Annotated in this window: 13 protein-coding genes; 12 read left to right on the top strand and 1 reads right to left on the bottom strand. The window is 43.3% G+C overall.

Features of this window, described 5'->3' with window-relative positions; genetic code table 11:
- The first annotated feature begins 240 nt into the window (after window positions 1–240).
- Genes DXB92_RS08560 through DXB92_RS08545 form a run of 4 tightly spaced genes read left to right on the top strand, consistent with a single transcriptional unit; the run spans window position 241 to window position 2883 of the window.
- A complete protein-coding gene (locus tag DXB92_RS08560) occupies window positions 241–765 on the top strand; it encodes a DUF1643 domain-containing protein (protein WP_117733552.1) in 525 nt (174 codons plus the stop codon).
- Complete coding sequence (locus DXB92_RS08555; RefSeq protein WP_117733551.1) at window positions 762–1055, top strand: hypothetical protein; 294 nt, start codon at window positions 762–764, stop codon at window positions 1053–1055. The genes DXB92_RS08560 and DXB92_RS08555 overlap by 4 nt, the downstream gene beginning before the upstream one ends.
- Window positions 1049–2587 carry a recombinase family protein gene (locus DXB92_RS08550; protein WP_242986634.1) on the top strand — a complete coding sequence of 513 codons (1539 nt, stop codon included), beginning with the start codon at window positions 1049–1051 and terminating at the stop codon, window positions 2585–2587. The genes DXB92_RS08555 and DXB92_RS08550 overlap by 7 nt, the downstream gene beginning before the upstream one ends.
- Before the next feature lie 5 nt (window positions 2588–2592).
- Entirely contained in the window at window positions 2593–2883 is a 291-nt protein-coding gene (locus DXB92_RS08545; RefSeq protein ID WP_117733550.1) for a DUF960 domain-containing protein, read from the top strand.
- A gap of 76 nt (window positions 2884–2959) precedes the next feature.
- Here DXB92_RS08545 and DXB92_RS08540 read toward each other — a convergent pair whose 3' ends face one another.
- The gene (locus DXB92_RS08540) at window positions 2960–4522 is read right to left on the bottom strand and encodes a hypothetical protein (protein WP_117733549.1); all 1563 of its coding nucleotides are present in this window, start codon (window positions 4520–4522) and stop codon (window positions 2960–2962) included.
- Window positions 4523–5233: 711 nt separating this feature from the next.
- On the opposite strand from DXB92_RS08540, the gene DXB92_RS08535 reads away from it, so the two are divergent.
- From DXB92_RS08535 to DXB92_RS08505, 8 genes are all read left to right on the top strand, one after another.
- Window positions 5234–5659: a hypothetical protein gene (locus tag DXB92_RS08535; protein ID WP_117733548.1), complete on the top strand. Its 426-nt coding sequence runs from the start codon at window positions 5234–5236 to the stop codon at window positions 5657–5659.
- A gap of 92 nt (window positions 5660–5751) precedes the next feature.
- The gene (locus DXB92_RS08530; protein WP_117733547.1) at window positions 5752–7482 is read left to right on the top strand and encodes a DUF927 domain-containing protein; all 1731 of its coding nucleotides are present in this window, start codon (window positions 5752–5754) and stop codon (window positions 7480–7482) included.
- Window positions 7479–7682 carry a hypothetical protein gene (locus tag DXB92_RS13980; protein ID WP_117733546.1) on the top strand — a complete coding sequence of 68 codons (204 nt, stop codon included), beginning with the start codon at window positions 7479–7481 and terminating at the stop codon, window positions 7680–7682. The genes DXB92_RS08530 and DXB92_RS13980 overlap by 4 nt, the downstream gene beginning before the upstream one ends.
- A gap of 68 nt (window positions 7683–7750) precedes the next feature.
- Complete coding sequence (locus DXB92_RS08520; protein WP_117733545.1) at window positions 7751–9301, top strand: recombinase family protein; 1551 nt, start codon at window positions 7751–7753, stop codon at window positions 9299–9301.
- Window positions 9298–11262, top strand: coding sequence for a DNA polymerase (locus DXB92_RS08515; RefSeq protein WP_117733544.1), 1965 nt, complete (start codon window positions 9298–9300; stop codon window positions 11260–11262). Before DXB92_RS08520 ends, DXB92_RS08515 begins: the two co-directional genes overlap by 4 nt.
- A gap of 375 nt (window positions 11263–11637) precedes the next feature.
- Window positions 11638–12189, top strand: a complete 552-nt coding sequence (locus DXB92_RS14140) for a hypothetical protein (RefSeq protein WP_242986633.1) — start codon at window positions 11638–11640, stop codon at window positions 12187–12189.
- A 40-nt stretch (window positions 12190–12229) separates the two neighbouring features.
- Window positions 12230–13117, top strand: coding sequence for a hypothetical protein (locus tag DXB92_RS14135; protein ID WP_242986632.1), 888 nt, complete (start codon window positions 12230–12232; stop codon window positions 13115–13117).
- Window positions 13110–14213 (top strand): hypothetical protein, encoded by a 1104-nt coding sequence (locus DXB92_RS08505; protein ID WP_117733543.1) that lies wholly within the window; start codon window positions 13110–13112, stop codon window positions 14211–14213. Before DXB92_RS14135 ends, DXB92_RS08505 begins: the two co-directional genes overlap by 8 nt.
- Window positions 14214–14309 lie beyond the last annotated feature (96 nt).

Raw genomic sequence — 14309 nt, 5'->3', positions numbered from 1 at the left:
ACATGAAGGAATTTATCGCAGGACTGGTACTGACACTGGTGATCGGCAGCATTGGGATCGCCATCGAAATGCAGGAACGAGAGGAGGTGAAGTACATCAATGCCGATTGCAATTGAAATGTTTCTGGCAGGGGTTGCCTGCGGCGTAGAACTGCTGGCACTGGTCAAAAAGAGTAAGTAAAAATTCTGTTCGTGGGAGGCTTGGCGTGATGCTGAGCCTCTTTTTTAGAGGGAGGAAGAAATGCTGGAAGAAACAACAACGATTAGAAGCAAAGCCATCTTTTCAGATGATAAAGAGCATCGCTTGCTTCTGCGGAAAGAATGGGACAGCGAAAAGCCATCTGCAATGATCAGCATGATCAACCCGAATACAGCGGATACGGTCAACTTTGATATGACCACGATGTTGGTTATCAACAATCTTCATAAGCTTGGTTTTGGCAGCGTCAATATCGTGAATCTGTATAGCAGAATCATGGAAAAACTCAATCTCCGTTTCAACGGTGATGATGAACTGATTCATGATGAAGCAGATGAGATCATCCAGCAATATGCAGCAATGAGTGATGCCATTATCATCGCCTGGGGAACGATCGGAAAGAATACTCTGCGTGTCAGAGAACGGCAGAAATACCTGCTGGAATTGATAAAACAGCATGCCAGCAAGATGTACCAGATCGGGAAAAATGCCTGCCATCCACTTACACCAGCAGTCCGAAGAGAATGGGTGTTGGAACCCTATGAAATGGAGGAAATCGAAACATGATAAAAGTAACCAATTTGCAGGAAATGAACCGCATCGAAAACAGTTTTCTGCAAATGCACATTCAGAAAAAAGCAGAAGCAATGATGCAGGAATACCAAGTAGAAAACATGGATGACATTGGCTGTTTTGTAATCCTTGAAAAAGAGGAATTTACTTGTGTTCCGATGAATGAACTGGAGTTTGTGGAAGTGTTGGAAATCGGAGAAGAAAGCTATCTGCATGGTGTCAGAATCATTGGCGACAGCTATGGTGAAGACATCTATCTGCCCGTTGAGGTGGTAAGATGCTGAGTATACCAAAGGTTGCACAATACGCTCGATTCAGTTCGGATAATCAACGAAGTGAATCCATTGATGCACAGATACGAGCCATGAATCAGTTTTGCAAACAGAACCACTGGCAGGTGGTTTCCACCTATACCGATGAGGCGAGATCGGCGACAACAGACAATCGACCGCAGTTTCAGCAGATGATCGCCGACAGCGGCAAGGGACTGTTTGACATTGTGCTGGTGCATAAGCTGGACCGTTTTTCAAGAGATCGTTACGACAGTGCCATCTACAAGAAGAAGCTAAAGAAGAACCACGTCAAGCTTTGCAGTGTGCTGGAACGCATGGACGATTCCCCGGAGAGCATTATGATGGAAGCAGTCCTGGAGGGCATGTCCGAGTACTACAGCAAGAACCTGGCACGGGAAGTCATGAAAGGGATGAATGAAACTGCTTTGCAGTGCAAACATACTGGCGGCTGTCCTCCGCTGGGATACGATCTGGATGAAAACCGGCATCTGATTATCAATGAACAGGAAGCACAAGCAGTAAAAATCATCTTTCAGATGTTTGCAGACGGCTACGGTTACAGTGAGATCATCGACCGGCTCAATGCTCATGGATACAAGACAAAACGTGGCAAAATGTTCGGGAAGAACAGCCTTTATGAGATACTCAGCAATGAGAAATACACCGGTGTTTTTGTGTTCAATAAAGCAGCGGCAAGAGCAGACGGGAAACGAAATAACCACGCTCAAAAGGACAGCTACATCCGCATTGAGGGCGGCTGTCCGGCGATCATCGGGAAAAAGCTGTTTGCACAGGTACAGCGGATCAAGGCAAAGAACAAACGAAACGCAGGACGCTATCACAGCAAGGAGTTTTACCTGCTGACTGGGAAACTGGTTTGTGATGTCTGCGGCAAGCGGATGATCGGGAATCTACGATTTTCGGGAAGAAGTAAGACACGGCTTGCTACCTACAGATGCAATACGCATCGTGCAATGTGCAACAACAAGGAGCTGAATAAGGACTATCTGGATGCATACATTGCTGTACTGATCGGCGAGAGATTGAAGCCGAAAAATCTAAAGCGAGCAGTTGCTAAGGTGAATCAGCAGGTGCAGAAATTCAATCATGATTTTGATGCCAACCATGAAGCGATTTCTGCACAATACAATGAAGTGCAGGACAGCCTTGCCAACATCACCAGGGCGATCGAAAAAGGCATCTTTACAGATGACTTGCTCCAGCGAGCAGAGCAGTTGGAAAACGAGAAAGCGAAACTGGAAACCAGATTGCACGAGCTAAAGCTGCTGGAACCACTTCAATATGAAGACGTGGCATACCTGCATACCCAGTGGAAAGAGCTAAAACGAAATACCGAAGAGTTCCGCACATTCATTCAGCAGTTTGTGAAAGCAATTCATGTGCGACCCTATGATTTTGGCATTGTTTTGGATATGGGATTTGGTGTGGTGGAGTTGACAGAACCTATTACCATGCGACGAGGTGAATTGTACGAAATGTTTGATTCCAAAGTAAAGGAGTAAAGAATATGTTTGAAAAATCAAAAGGCAGATACCTGACACGAGGCGTAGATGCGGAGATACCGATTGCACTGCAAGTGATGATGTGGCAGGCTGTTGATCAGATGCCCGAACCGAAAGACTACTTACAGGTGTTTCATCTCAGCGAGAAGAACGGTTTGCAGATCGTGCACCATACCTCGGAGCAGCCGCAGTTTGAAATGACGTACATTGCGGAGGCAGAAAAGCCGGTCACAGCAAAAGTGTATATCATCGATGATGGTGAGCACTGCACCATGCTGTTGGCGGAAGAGTACTGATCATAAAACAAGTCCAAACAAACATAAAAATCCCAGTCGCAATTCCATTTTGTGGCTGGGATTTTTTTTGATGTAATCATGCGTCTAGGTAAAAGAGATCAATGTATAAATCACTTTGTTCGAAAATTAAGTCGCCAGATCGGTATCTCTCACAGTCTTTTCCGTTATAATTGTAAGTGAGTTTGAAAACTGTATTAAGTGTATATTCGCCCGAGTCGTCTTTAGATGCAAGCTGAGAAACCACATAGTACCAGACTCCCAGCAAAAACGGTTCAAATTCAAGTTCTTCGATTTCGCACAATTGCTGCTTAGTCAGTGCCGTGCCATCAGTACAAATAAAAAATTGCTGTGTGTCTTCGATGCTATGATCGTTTCTTATGAATTCGATCAGTTCCACAACAAGAGCCTGATTTCGGGAAGCAGAGCAAAAATATTTTTTTCTGATCCTGATCATGTGCTGAAGCAAATCGGTATAGTTGTTTTGCATGGCGTTCGAAAAAATTTTGATTTTAGAACTGCTGTCTAAACATTCGGCTTGGCTAATCGTTTGCAGATATTTAAATTTGTTTGGAAAATATTGTGCAACGCTTTTCTCAAAATCAATTGTATGATAATCGCCTACAGTAAGCTTTAGCAAATCGAGAAACAATTTTTCAACAGCATTCCTACTGCGTTTGGGATGAACGGGATAAATGTTTCCCGATAACAAATAGAAGAAAACGCTCCGGGACAGAACAACATCATTCTTCTCTAATATAGAAATGATGTCTGTGCTTTCGTCCAGTTCTGAAGGGTAAAAATTCATCTGTGCATCACACACAGTCAAATATCCCGGTTCTTTGCCACGGCTTTTAATGCAGCGTTTATTGTTCAAAATGGCATTGCTTTCTGAAGCATCGTCTTCTTTGTTAAGCTGACTATAAAAATTGCAGGATTCTTCCTCGTGGTGCTTGATCGGATTGTCATTGTAAAGCAATTTCACGTCTATTTCCCGATAAGATTCGCCCAAAGTTAAAGCTCCATCTGAAAATTCCTTTTGAAGCCGCTGTGATTTAATAAAATAATGCCATACGCCTAGCAGAAAAGCTTCAAACTCAATGGTATCAATTTTTTTTAGTTGTGATTTTGCTGCAGTGGAACCATCAGAATATATATATAATTTTTGATCGTCAGGAATTGTGTTATCGTTGCAGATCAGAAACAGGATCTTTTGAACAAGTTTTTTGTTCTTAGATGATTTGCCTTTATTGAAATATCTATTGGCAAACTCAATTGCTTTCATGTAAGCTTCTTTATACTCGTTTTCAACTTGTTTATCAAACGAAGCGATAATTTCACCATTGTTAAATTGGTATATACCGCTTTTTCTGGAGCTGAATGTACCCTTTTTGAATTGAGATGAAGCGTTCTTTATTGAGCTAATGAGTCTATCATTGTAAAACAGACCATCAAAATCATTCGTCATGTCGGATTCTGTATTTGTCAGTCTATTTAAATCAAAGAACATATGTGTTTGCGTAAGTGCACTGGCAGGATTAAAATTTCTTCCGGGTATAGATAGATCAGCAGTTTCCAGAAGTAGATTGAAAAATATATTGCCATAGAATTCTATGTTGCTGCATGATGAATCTGTTGTCATACTAGTTCCTCCTGTTAGCCAAAATGTTGATTTGCTTTCATTTTGCAAAATAAATGACTCAGATGATCTGGATGATTCTTGCGGGGATTTCTGGATTACGCTATGATAGAAATAGACGGAAGGAAGCCGTCGATTCGCTTCATGGCAGATCTGATAATTAGGGAATACCGCATTGAAATTTGTGATTTTCGCAGGCGACAAAATAAATGACTCAGGTGATCTGGATGATTCTTGCGGGGATTTCTAGATTACGCTATGATAGAAATAGACGGAAGAAAGCCGTCGATTCGCTTCATGGCAGATCTGATAATTAGGGAATACCGCATTAAAATTCGTGATTTTTGCAGGCGACAAAATAAATGACTCAGATGATCCGGATGATTCTTGCGGGGATTTTTAGATTACGCTATGATAGAATTAGACGGAAGGAAGCCGTCGATTCGCTTCATGGCAGATCTGATAGTTAGGGAATACCGCATTAAAATTTGTGATTTTCGCAGGCGACAAAATAAATGACTCAGATGATCTGGATGATCCTTGCGGGGATTTTTAGATTACGCTATGATAGAATTAGACGGAAGGAAGCCGTCTGTAACAGTATACCACTTCGATGGTCCTTCTGTCAATGGCTTAGAAAGCGAGGTGCCGCAACTACAAAAAAAATTTGTACGTAAATTAATTTAATAAAAACGCAAGAAAAGGAGTAATCAAATGGCAAAATATTTAAAGAAAAGTATTGAAAAGGTAAATTCTAACGCTGAGTCATACGTTGATCTTTCAGATTTCAAAGAGGCTGCACCAGATAAACAGCGAACTGGCTGCATGTCAGTGGTCTGCACGAGTGGATCAAAACGTCTGAAACTGAACCATGACTTATATGCAGCATTAAATGAACCGTCCAGTGTCAGGGTGCTTTTAGGCAAAAGCAAAATCGCCATCGTTGCTGTTCCGGACGGCACGGCAGGTTCTTTCAAGCTTGGAAAAGGTGGAATTCTCTATGACACAGCCGTCGTAGATGAGGTGATTTCTTTAACCTCCGGCATTGATTTTCCAGAAAACGCTTCCACCCGCTGCGGAACGCTCACACAGGTACAGGATGACGGCAAAGGCAACCTTGCTGCAATAGTCACCCTCTAACCTAACGAACTTTTTTTAATGATTCATTGCTGCCGCAGCTCCACGCCGGGGCTGCGGCAGTTTTTGTCAGAAAATGGAAAGGAGAAAATTTTATGGGTATACGAAAACTATCACGTACCGCCGGGACACGGAAAGAGATGTCAGCGGAAGAGTGGAAACAGATCCTAAACAGCATTGAAACGTTCGACATGAAGCCGCTTTCATCTGATCAGCTGCAGCAGCTGCAATACAAAGAAAACTGCTACCCTGTCATTCCGGTACCGAACAAGTTCTTTTTGCTTGCAGTCCACTCCACCCGCTTTACTGGTTTGGTCTGGCTGTCCAACTGGTTTCTGGTGGACTCCACTTACCGAGATAAATACAACGAGTACCATGTACGCCTCAGCGTCAACGGCAGTCTTGTCGATGTAGATTATGACCTGCTGTATCCCAAGGAAGTCACGAAAATTTCGAAATACGGTCTCATTTTCAACTTTGATCATGCAGATGCTTTCAGCCGATACCTGTTCCGCTGTATCACAAAGCTGGAAATCGAGGAACAGTACTGCGGTATGGGATTTATGATGAAAGAGAAAAAACTGCAGTTCATAGCTTATGAAGAAGGAGCGAAGATCTTGCAGTACACAAAAGATGTTCCCTTGGAGGTGTACACAGAAGGATTGAACCGGCTGCTCACCAACACTGCTGTCATGTTTGCTCTTTGCTGCAGCTGTGCTTCCCTTTTTCTGGCGTATCTCAGTATACAGTGCGGCATGGCATTACAATCATTTATTATTTCCTTTTACGGCAGGACAACAACTGGCAAGAGTACTGCACAAGCACTGATGGCTTCGGTGTTCACGAACCCGAATGACAAGAAGATCTATATCCCTTTTTTCGGTACGTTAAATGCCATCGTCAGAAATTTTGCTCAAAAGTTCGGGATACCTCAGATTTTTGATGAAGCGACTGTATCGTCAGGTGTGAACATGGAAAATCTGTTTTATACAGTGACGCTGGAACAAGATAAAAGTCGCTGTAATACCAATGCTGACCTGCGGGAATCGGATACCTGGAAGCTGATCATGATCACGTCTTCGGAGTGCCGGCTTCTGACCGATGCACACATGCACAACAAGGGCTTGGATGCACGTCTGCTCAGCTTTGAACTGGCATTTACTGACAGCCGGGAGCACAGCGAAAAAATCCATGACTTTTGCGGAAAGCAGTACGGCATTCTGGGAAAGACGCTGTCTGAATACTTACTGGAAGCAGAACCTGAAACCATTCAGGCAAAGTACGAGGAATGCAGAACCGCCATGAGGGATGCCATTCCAGAAACAGAATACTTTGATCTTACCGAACGGCTGATCAATGAATATGCGCTGCTCCTTCTGGCAGCAAAGGTCCTTTCTGATCATGGCGTAGCGATGGACGTGGAAGGGATCACAGCCATTCTGACAGAGAACCATGGATCGATCCGTGAGAAAACGAATGTCGCTGACAAGTACTATCAGCACCTGGTGACCTATGCTGCAATGCACCCGTACCAGGAGGGCATCAAGAAGAATGAAGCCAATCATACAGTCGCATTCATAGATGAGCTGTGTCTGCGAATCTTGTCAGAATATGGGGCTTCCAACACTGATCTGGTAGTAAAGGAACTGGATGCAGCCGGCTATCTGCTTCGGCGTAAGAAAAATGCCCTGAAAAATCGGCAGCGGTTTAACGGGACGCTGGTAAATTGTTATGAGCTCATCCTGCCGGACGAGGGAACGGGAGATGACGATTGTATGACACTGGAATTTGTTTTAACACATTATGAAGGGTTAGATGAAGCATGAAGGCAAAGGAATTCGAATTTGATAGAAATTTCCTAAAACACACAAATTACAAAAACGGCTGCCATGTCTATACCGGCATGGAAACCGTATCAGATAAATCAGGGGCAGAACTGCCCGAAAGCGTGATAAAGCTGCTCTACAGAATTTACGTAGAAACAGCAGAAAAACCGGAAGAAATGGATGAAGCATATTTTGTCTGAAGGGTGCGGTAAAGCACCTTCAGCTTAATATAGATAAGATGTTTTTTTGAGAAAGGAATGAGATTGTTATGACGATGGATCGATCTGCACATTCCCGGCTCGCTGTGACGTACCGCAGGATCAGTTCTCTGAATCAGGTGGACAACAACAGCATGTGTGCTCAGGAACAGGCGATCAAAGATTACGCAAAGAAAAACCACTTAAAAATTGTGGAAGCCTTTCATGACCTGGCGAAGAGCGGTACTTCTGTACAAAACAGAACGGGCTATCAGCAAATGATGGAATATCTGGAGAAGCATCCGGAAGTGACCTGCGTGCTGCTCCATCACCTTGACCGCCTTCACAGAAACGTCCGCAATCAGCTGAATGATATCTATACCCTGAAATGCAAAGGAATCGCTGTTATTACCACAGACGGGCTGAATTCTATGGATGAGGATTGTATGTCAGAGATCCTTGATGAAGCCGCCTCTGCTGAAAAATACTCCCGAAGATTAAGCAAGGAAACAATGAAGGGGCTTCGGGTCAACGCAGAACAAATGCTTCATAATGGCGGACTTCCGCCATACGGGTATACAGTTGGTTCGGATAAAAAGCTTTATATTGATGAAGCCAAGGCACCGGCAGTTCGAAAAATGTTCGAGATGTATGCAGCTGGCATGAGTTACAAGCAGATCGCTCAATGGCTCGATGACAACGGTTTCACAACTGTGAAGGGCGGCAAGTTCAAAAGCACCTCCATTAAAACAATTTTGGAAAATGAAAAGTACTGCGGCACATACTTCTGGAACAAACGGGCATCCAAAGATTTCCGTGGGATGCGGAACAGCCATCAGCAAAAAGAGGACTACTATCAGGTGCACGGTGCAATAGAGCCGATCGTAAGCGAAGAGTTGTTTGACAAGGTGCAGGAGCGGCTCCATGACAACAAGAACCGGATCCGCAGCTACAACGGTAAGAATTATTATCCGCTTAACGGAAAGGTCTTCTGCGGAAAATGCGGCAAAAAGCTCAGTGGTCACGTACAGTATAGCAGGACCAGCAAAAACAATGCCCCTGTCAAACAGTACCGGTTCAGCTGCAGCTGCCCTGCGGTAAAGACCGTAAACGAAAAGTATCTGGACGATATGGTCATCAACGGACTCCGGGCATGTATCTTCTCTCCCGAGAATTATGAGGAGCTTGTCGATAAGCTCAACGCATACGGCAAGATACAGGAACGTGTGATCGACCTGCAGATAGAAGTACTGCGGAGTGATAAGGAAAATGCAGAAAAACGGTGCAGCAATCTGATGGATATCGCTGAGAACGGAGACGGTACAAAATCCATCATCGACAAGATCAAAAGACTGGATAAGCGGATAGCAAAGATCGACCGTCGGATCAGCGACTATGAGGCTGCCAAAAAGGTGTTTACAGCGGAGGACATTGACCGGATCCGTGACAGATTCACAGAATATGTTATGGAAAACCGAAACGAGGACGTACTCGGCTTTCTGGAAGATACGGTCGATCGGATAGAAGTCGATGATACAGTTCGTGTACATCTCAAGAAAAACATTTGTGTGGATCGGGAGACCAAGAAGGGTTTCCGCCAGGAAAGGAGCATAAAAAAATGAAACAGATCACCATAGATATTGAAACGGCATCTGACGAGAATATCAAGGACTGCGGTGTATACCGTTATGCAGAGTCGGAGTGTTTCGACTTGCTGCTGGTCTCTTACGCTGTGGACAATGGTCCGGTAGCGACCTGTGACATTGCCAACGGTGAAACATTGCCGGACGATGTTCGGAATGCACTCACAGACAAGACTGTCATCAAAAAGGCGTTCCATGTCAATTTCGAACGCATCTGCCTCTCTGTATACCTACGCAGAAAGTATCCGGAGATGCTTGATTTTGAGGATTCCACAGGCAGCTATCTGGATCCGGTATCATGGCAGTGTGACATGATACACTGCCGTTACCTCGGTATGCTGTCCTCACTGGACGACATGGGAAGACTTCTCCGGTTAAAAGAAAAGAAGATGGCAGAGGGCAAGGAGCTGATCCGATTCTTCTGCACACTGCACCAGGAAGCGGATGGAAGTATTTTATTTCATGATAAATCGGATGCTCCTAAGAAGTGGGAAAAATTCAAGGCATACAACCGGCGTGATGTGGAAGTAGAACTGAAAATACAGCGGTATCTCTCTGAATTTCCGGTGCCGGAATTTGTGTGGGAGGAGTTCTACATCGATCAGGAGATCAATGACCGGGGCATTCTGGTGGATACATCGTTTGCGAAAAAAGCAGTTGAACTGGACGGACAGGTAAAGAAAGCACTTCTGCCGAAGCTCAAAGAACTTACCGGACTGGACAATCCCAACTCTCCGGTGCAAATGAAAGAATGGCTGATGTGCAGGGGCATTGAAACGGATACGCTGGACAAAAAGTTCATGCAGAAAATTTCCGGATCGGCTCCGGAGGAAGTACAGGAAGTGCTTCGCCTATATCAGCAGCTTTCCAGGTCATCCGTCCAGAAATATACCACGATGCTTCGTGTCGTTTGTGCAGATGGTCGTGCAAGAGGAATGTTCAGCTTCTATGGTGCTAGCCGCACCGGCAGATTTGCAGGACGGCTGATCCAGCTGCAGAATCTTCCGCAGAATCATCTGGACGACTTAGCAGAGCTGAAGGAACAGATCAGGACCGGTGAATTTGATACCATAAAGGAAAATTATGATGACGTTCCGGATGTGCTTTCCCAGCTTATCCGCACAGCATTCATCCCGCCGGAAGGAAAGAAATACGTGGTCGCAGACTTCTCCGCCATAGAAGCAAGAGTCCTTGCATGGCTGGCAGATGAGAAGTGGCGAATGCAGGCATTTGCCAACAGTGAGGATATCTACTGTGCATCGGCATCGAAAATGTTCGGTGTCCCAGTGGAGAAAAACGGTACAAACGGACATCTGCGGCAGAAAGGCAAGATCGCAGAGTTAGCCTGCGGTTACGGCGGTTCCATTGGTGCGATCAAGGCAATGGGCGGCACGGAATTAAAGCTTTCTGATGATGATCTGTTCAAACTGGTAGACGATTGGAGAAGCTCTTCTCCCAATATTGTAAAGTTCTGGGGTGATGTACAGCGTGCAGCAGAAAAGGTCATCACAGACCAGTGCGGCATGACCTGCGGTAAGTTACGTTTCTCATATGAATCCGGTATCTTCTTTATCGAATTACCCTCCAGACGCCGGCTTGCTTACGTAAGACCAAAGGTTGAGAAAGATGACAACGGCAAGAATATCATCACTTACGAGGGCATAGACAACAGCCACAAGTGGAACCGGTTAAAGACCTACGGAGCAAAGCTTGTGGAGAACATCACACAGGGTGTGGCAAGAGACCTACTCCTATATGCGATGCAGAACATGCAGGACATGGAGATCGTCGGTCATGTGCATGATGAAGTTATCGTAGAATGCACGCCGGATGTTTCTGTGGAACAGGTTTGTGAGTTGATGGGACAAACGCCGGAATGGGCCGAAGGTCTGCTTTTACGTGCGGATGGATACGAGTGTGCGTTTTATATGAAGCAGTGAAATAAGGACTGCTCTACAACGGGAAAGCCTTGCAGAAATGCAGGGCTTTTCTTGTATTGTAAAAATAGTTATAACTTTAATATATATCAGCACTATTTTAAAAGTAATATTGAATTGAAAAGAAAATTGCTATCAAAGATGAGACTACAATCTGAGGAATAGAAGTACGGAGACAATTTGTCGGTACGATGGAGTTACTTTGTGCTGTTCATAAAATCAACTTGATGGTTTAGTTAAAATCCGCTATAATAAAATAATAATGAGTTATAATGACGATATGAATAATTAAAATAGCACAACCAGATAATGAGGCGAAGGCGAAACGTTTTGAAGAGTGTATAAATTTACATGCAGCTTGCGGGGATGGTAAGAATCATGAAAAATGATATGAATCTAACTGAAAACAATAATGAGTTTGGTACTGCTATTCTTGACCTTACTGTCAGAAAAGACGGTTTTGAATTTTCACAAAGTATTTCAACGGCATTATCGAAAGCTGAAGTTGAACTCAGTGTACTCGAGGATCAAATTGCGGAGACTGAAAAATCGCTTAAATCTTTGACACCGGAATGTGATAAAATAGACTACATACTCTCTGCCGCGAGTGGTGCACTCTGTGGGATTATTGATATATTCCTTGTAGGAAAACCTGGTGAGTCTCCTATGGGTGATATTACCGATAACTGGTTTGAAGAACGAACCAAGGATTTCGCAAGACTCTGTAAGTGGGATGATTCTAAAGATTCCTCTGTTAATTCTGCAATAGCCCACCTTGAGAAAAGCTTCAAAATACCATATGATCAGCGTGGTGCTGGAGATGCTGCCAGTTTTGTGTTTAATTTGACTCCCGGCAATCATCACTTTAAGTCGCTTGGACATAATCCGACCCTGCTTGGTCTGTTTTTTTTCTATCCTAGATCAGTTTAGCAATACATCGCATTTTGTTTCTGGTGGTGATTTAATTTCCTTGCAGGAGGCAGACGGAAAATTTGAGCTAAGGGGCAACAATGTTCCGAGCAAACTGTTCTGTGCATTTGTGAACTGGTTCGGACATTTGATTTCAGATATGTCGGGATCTTCCAGTAGTAAAGGGCGTGGAATGGGCATTCCCTCACCAATATGGAGTTGGACAAACGATATTATTGCAATAAAGAAAACATTGGGTATCCCTACATCGGAGTTTGACAATGCAATAAATGAATTGGCTATCCAGATTTATAAAAAAGGATACGATGTCAGATTCCAAACGGCACAGCTTATTCCAATATTTGTCAACGAAATGATTGTTCGTCTTTTCTACTGTATTCGCAGAACAATTAGATATTTCAGCATTACGAAAAAGGAAGCCCGTTCCTTCAAAATGTTGTGGAAAGTGTGCGAGCCATTTTCCAATGCTACAGTTAAAAGAATGCTTACAGTTGCTCATGGCACATTTTGTCTTATAGATATTGGTGACGCTACGATTCGTGGTTTTGTGGCTGGCGGAGGCAATTTCAATGTAGTTGAATTTTTCATGCGTTTGAATATTCCCGGAGTAGGTAGGTTTGTCATTTCTCTTTATGGTGAAGCTAAGCGTGGAATCGAACGCATTGGATCAAAGGAAAACCTTTACTGTTTGAAGAGAGAAAAGATAGTTGTGGAAAGCTATATTGAAGGTCTAAAGATCCTTGCTGAAATTTATAATGATCAATTATTGAAGACATTTATTGATGATCTTAAGAATAGCGATGCCTACATTCAGGCATTTGAAAAATCTGTTCAATTGGCAGAAAAGCGAAATGTTCCAGCAGAGAAGATATTACATACAAAGTCTGATATCGACAATTATTTTCTTGGGAGTAATAAAGATGGCTAAGAAGAAATCTAAACTGCAATTGGCTCAGGAAGAAGCTCAGAACGCTGTTAACAAGGCAAACAGCAAAATAGAAGATCTTGGAACACTTACATCTACTCTATACACTGAACTGACAAATATACAGGATGCATTTGATGCAATAAGGAATGTTCCTAATGAAAAAAGGCTCCAGTATGAAGAACTGAAGAAAATTCGTTTAAATTGGAAGCAACAGGCTGAAAAAATCGAAAAAGATTATAAGAATGCTGCAGTTAAGAATGCTGGAGTCGGGGCGGCGGGAGCTGGGGTTGGCGTTGCCATTGTGACAATGGGACCAACAGTTGCCATGGGCGTTGCTACTACGTTTGGTGTTGCTTCCACAGGGACTGCCATTTCTACCTTAAGTGGTGCTGCTGCAACAAATGCAGCATTAGCATGGATTGGAGGGGGTGCGCTTGCTGCTGGAGGTGGCGGAATGGCTGCAGGAGAAGCATTCCTGGCTTTAGCAGGTCCTGTCGGATGGGCTATCGCAGGAGTAGCTCTGTTGACAAGTAGCATTTTCATGATAAAAAGCATAAATGATAAAAAACACATTGAAGATGTATTTGCACTGATAAGCAAGCGGGATGTTACATCTTATGAATTAGCAATCGTTGAACTGAATGAACGAATCACCCGAATAAAAGACGAAAGCAAAAAACTGCATGAAGCTATCGATGATATCCATTCTTTTGGACTTGACTATGCAACTATGACCGAAGAACAACAGTATACGCTTGGTGCATATGTCAATTTGATGTCTTCTTCAACTCAATTGCTTGTAAACCCAATCCTTGGGCTTCTACCTAAATATACAGAGGAAGATTTTGAGAAATTCGCATCCAGTGAAACTGATAAGGAAAAATCTAAGTGGTATTTGGATTACAAAATGATTCTTGTATCGTTGTCAAATTTTCTGTACAAAATTGAACTGAACGATAGGGACAAAAAACTTCTCTGGAAGACCTTGAGGAAAAACAAGAAAAATCTTAAATCATTAGGTATTTCAAAGAAAGAATTCGGCATAGAAATTATCGATGCGGCATTTGCAGCATTAAGTTATAAGTATGGGCTGTAAGAAACATAAGAATAGTGACTTCACAATGTTGTTTCAAATTGAATACGAGTGTGCGTTTTATATGAAACAGTAAAATAAAGACTGTTCTACAACGGG

Source organism: Ruminococcus sp. OM06-36AC (assembly GCF_003438725.1).
GTDB classification, from domain to species: Bacteria; Bacillota; Clostridia; order Oscillospirales; family Ruminococcaceae; genus Ruminococcus_C; species Ruminococcus_C callidus.
The sequence above is the reverse complement of the archived record's forward strand: the minus strand, read 5'-3'. Positions and strand labels throughout refer to the sequence as shown.

What these genes read in the sequence shown, in the direction of transcription:
- DXB92_RS08560 (WP_117733552.1), top strand. Translation starts at nt 241, where the DNA reads ATGCTGGAAGAAACAACAACGATTAGAAGCAAAGCCATCTTTTCAGAT.
- DXB92_RS08555 (WP_117733551.1), top strand. Translation starts at nt 762, where the DNA reads ATGATAAAAGTAACCAATTTGCAGGAAATGAACCGCATCGAAAACAGT.
- DXB92_RS08550 (WP_242986634.1), top strand. Translation starts at nt 1,049, where the DNA reads ATGCTGAGTATACCAAAGGTTGCACAATACGCTCGATTCAGTTCGGAT.
- DXB92_RS08545 (WP_117733550.1), top strand. Translation starts at nt 2,593, where the DNA reads ATGTTTGAAAAATCAAAAGGCAGATACCTGACACGAGGCGTAGATGCG.
- DXB92_RS08540 (WP_117733549.1), bottom strand. Translation starts at nt 4,522, where the DNA reads ATGACAACAGATTCATCATGCAGCAACATAGAATTCTATGGCAATATA.
- DXB92_RS08535 (WP_117733548.1), top strand. Translation starts at nt 5,234, where the DNA reads ATGGCAAAATATTTAAAGAAAAGTATTGAAAAGGTAAATTCTAACGCT.
- DXB92_RS08530 (WP_117733547.1), top strand. Translation starts at nt 5,752, where the DNA reads ATGGGTATACGAAAACTATCACGTACCGCCGGGACACGGAAAGAGATG.
- DXB92_RS13980 (WP_117733546.1), top strand. Translation starts at nt 7,479, where the DNA reads ATGAAGGCAAAGGAATTCGAATTTGATAGAAATTTCCTAAAACACACA.
- DXB92_RS08520 (WP_117733545.1), top strand. Translation starts at nt 7,751, where the DNA reads ATGACGATGGATCGATCTGCACATTCCCGGCTCGCTGTGACGTACCGC.
- DXB92_RS08515 (WP_117733544.1), top strand. Translation starts at nt 9,298, where the DNA reads ATGAAACAGATCACCATAGATATTGAAACGGCATCTGACGAGAATATC.
- DXB92_RS14140 (WP_242986633.1), top strand. Translation starts at nt 11,638, where the DNA reads ATGAAAAATGATATGAATCTAACTGAAAACAATAATGAGTTTGGTACT.
- DXB92_RS08505 (WP_117733543.1), top strand. Translation starts at nt 13,110, where the DNA reads ATGGCTAAGAAGAAATCTAAACTGCAATTGGCTCAGGAAGAAGCTCAG.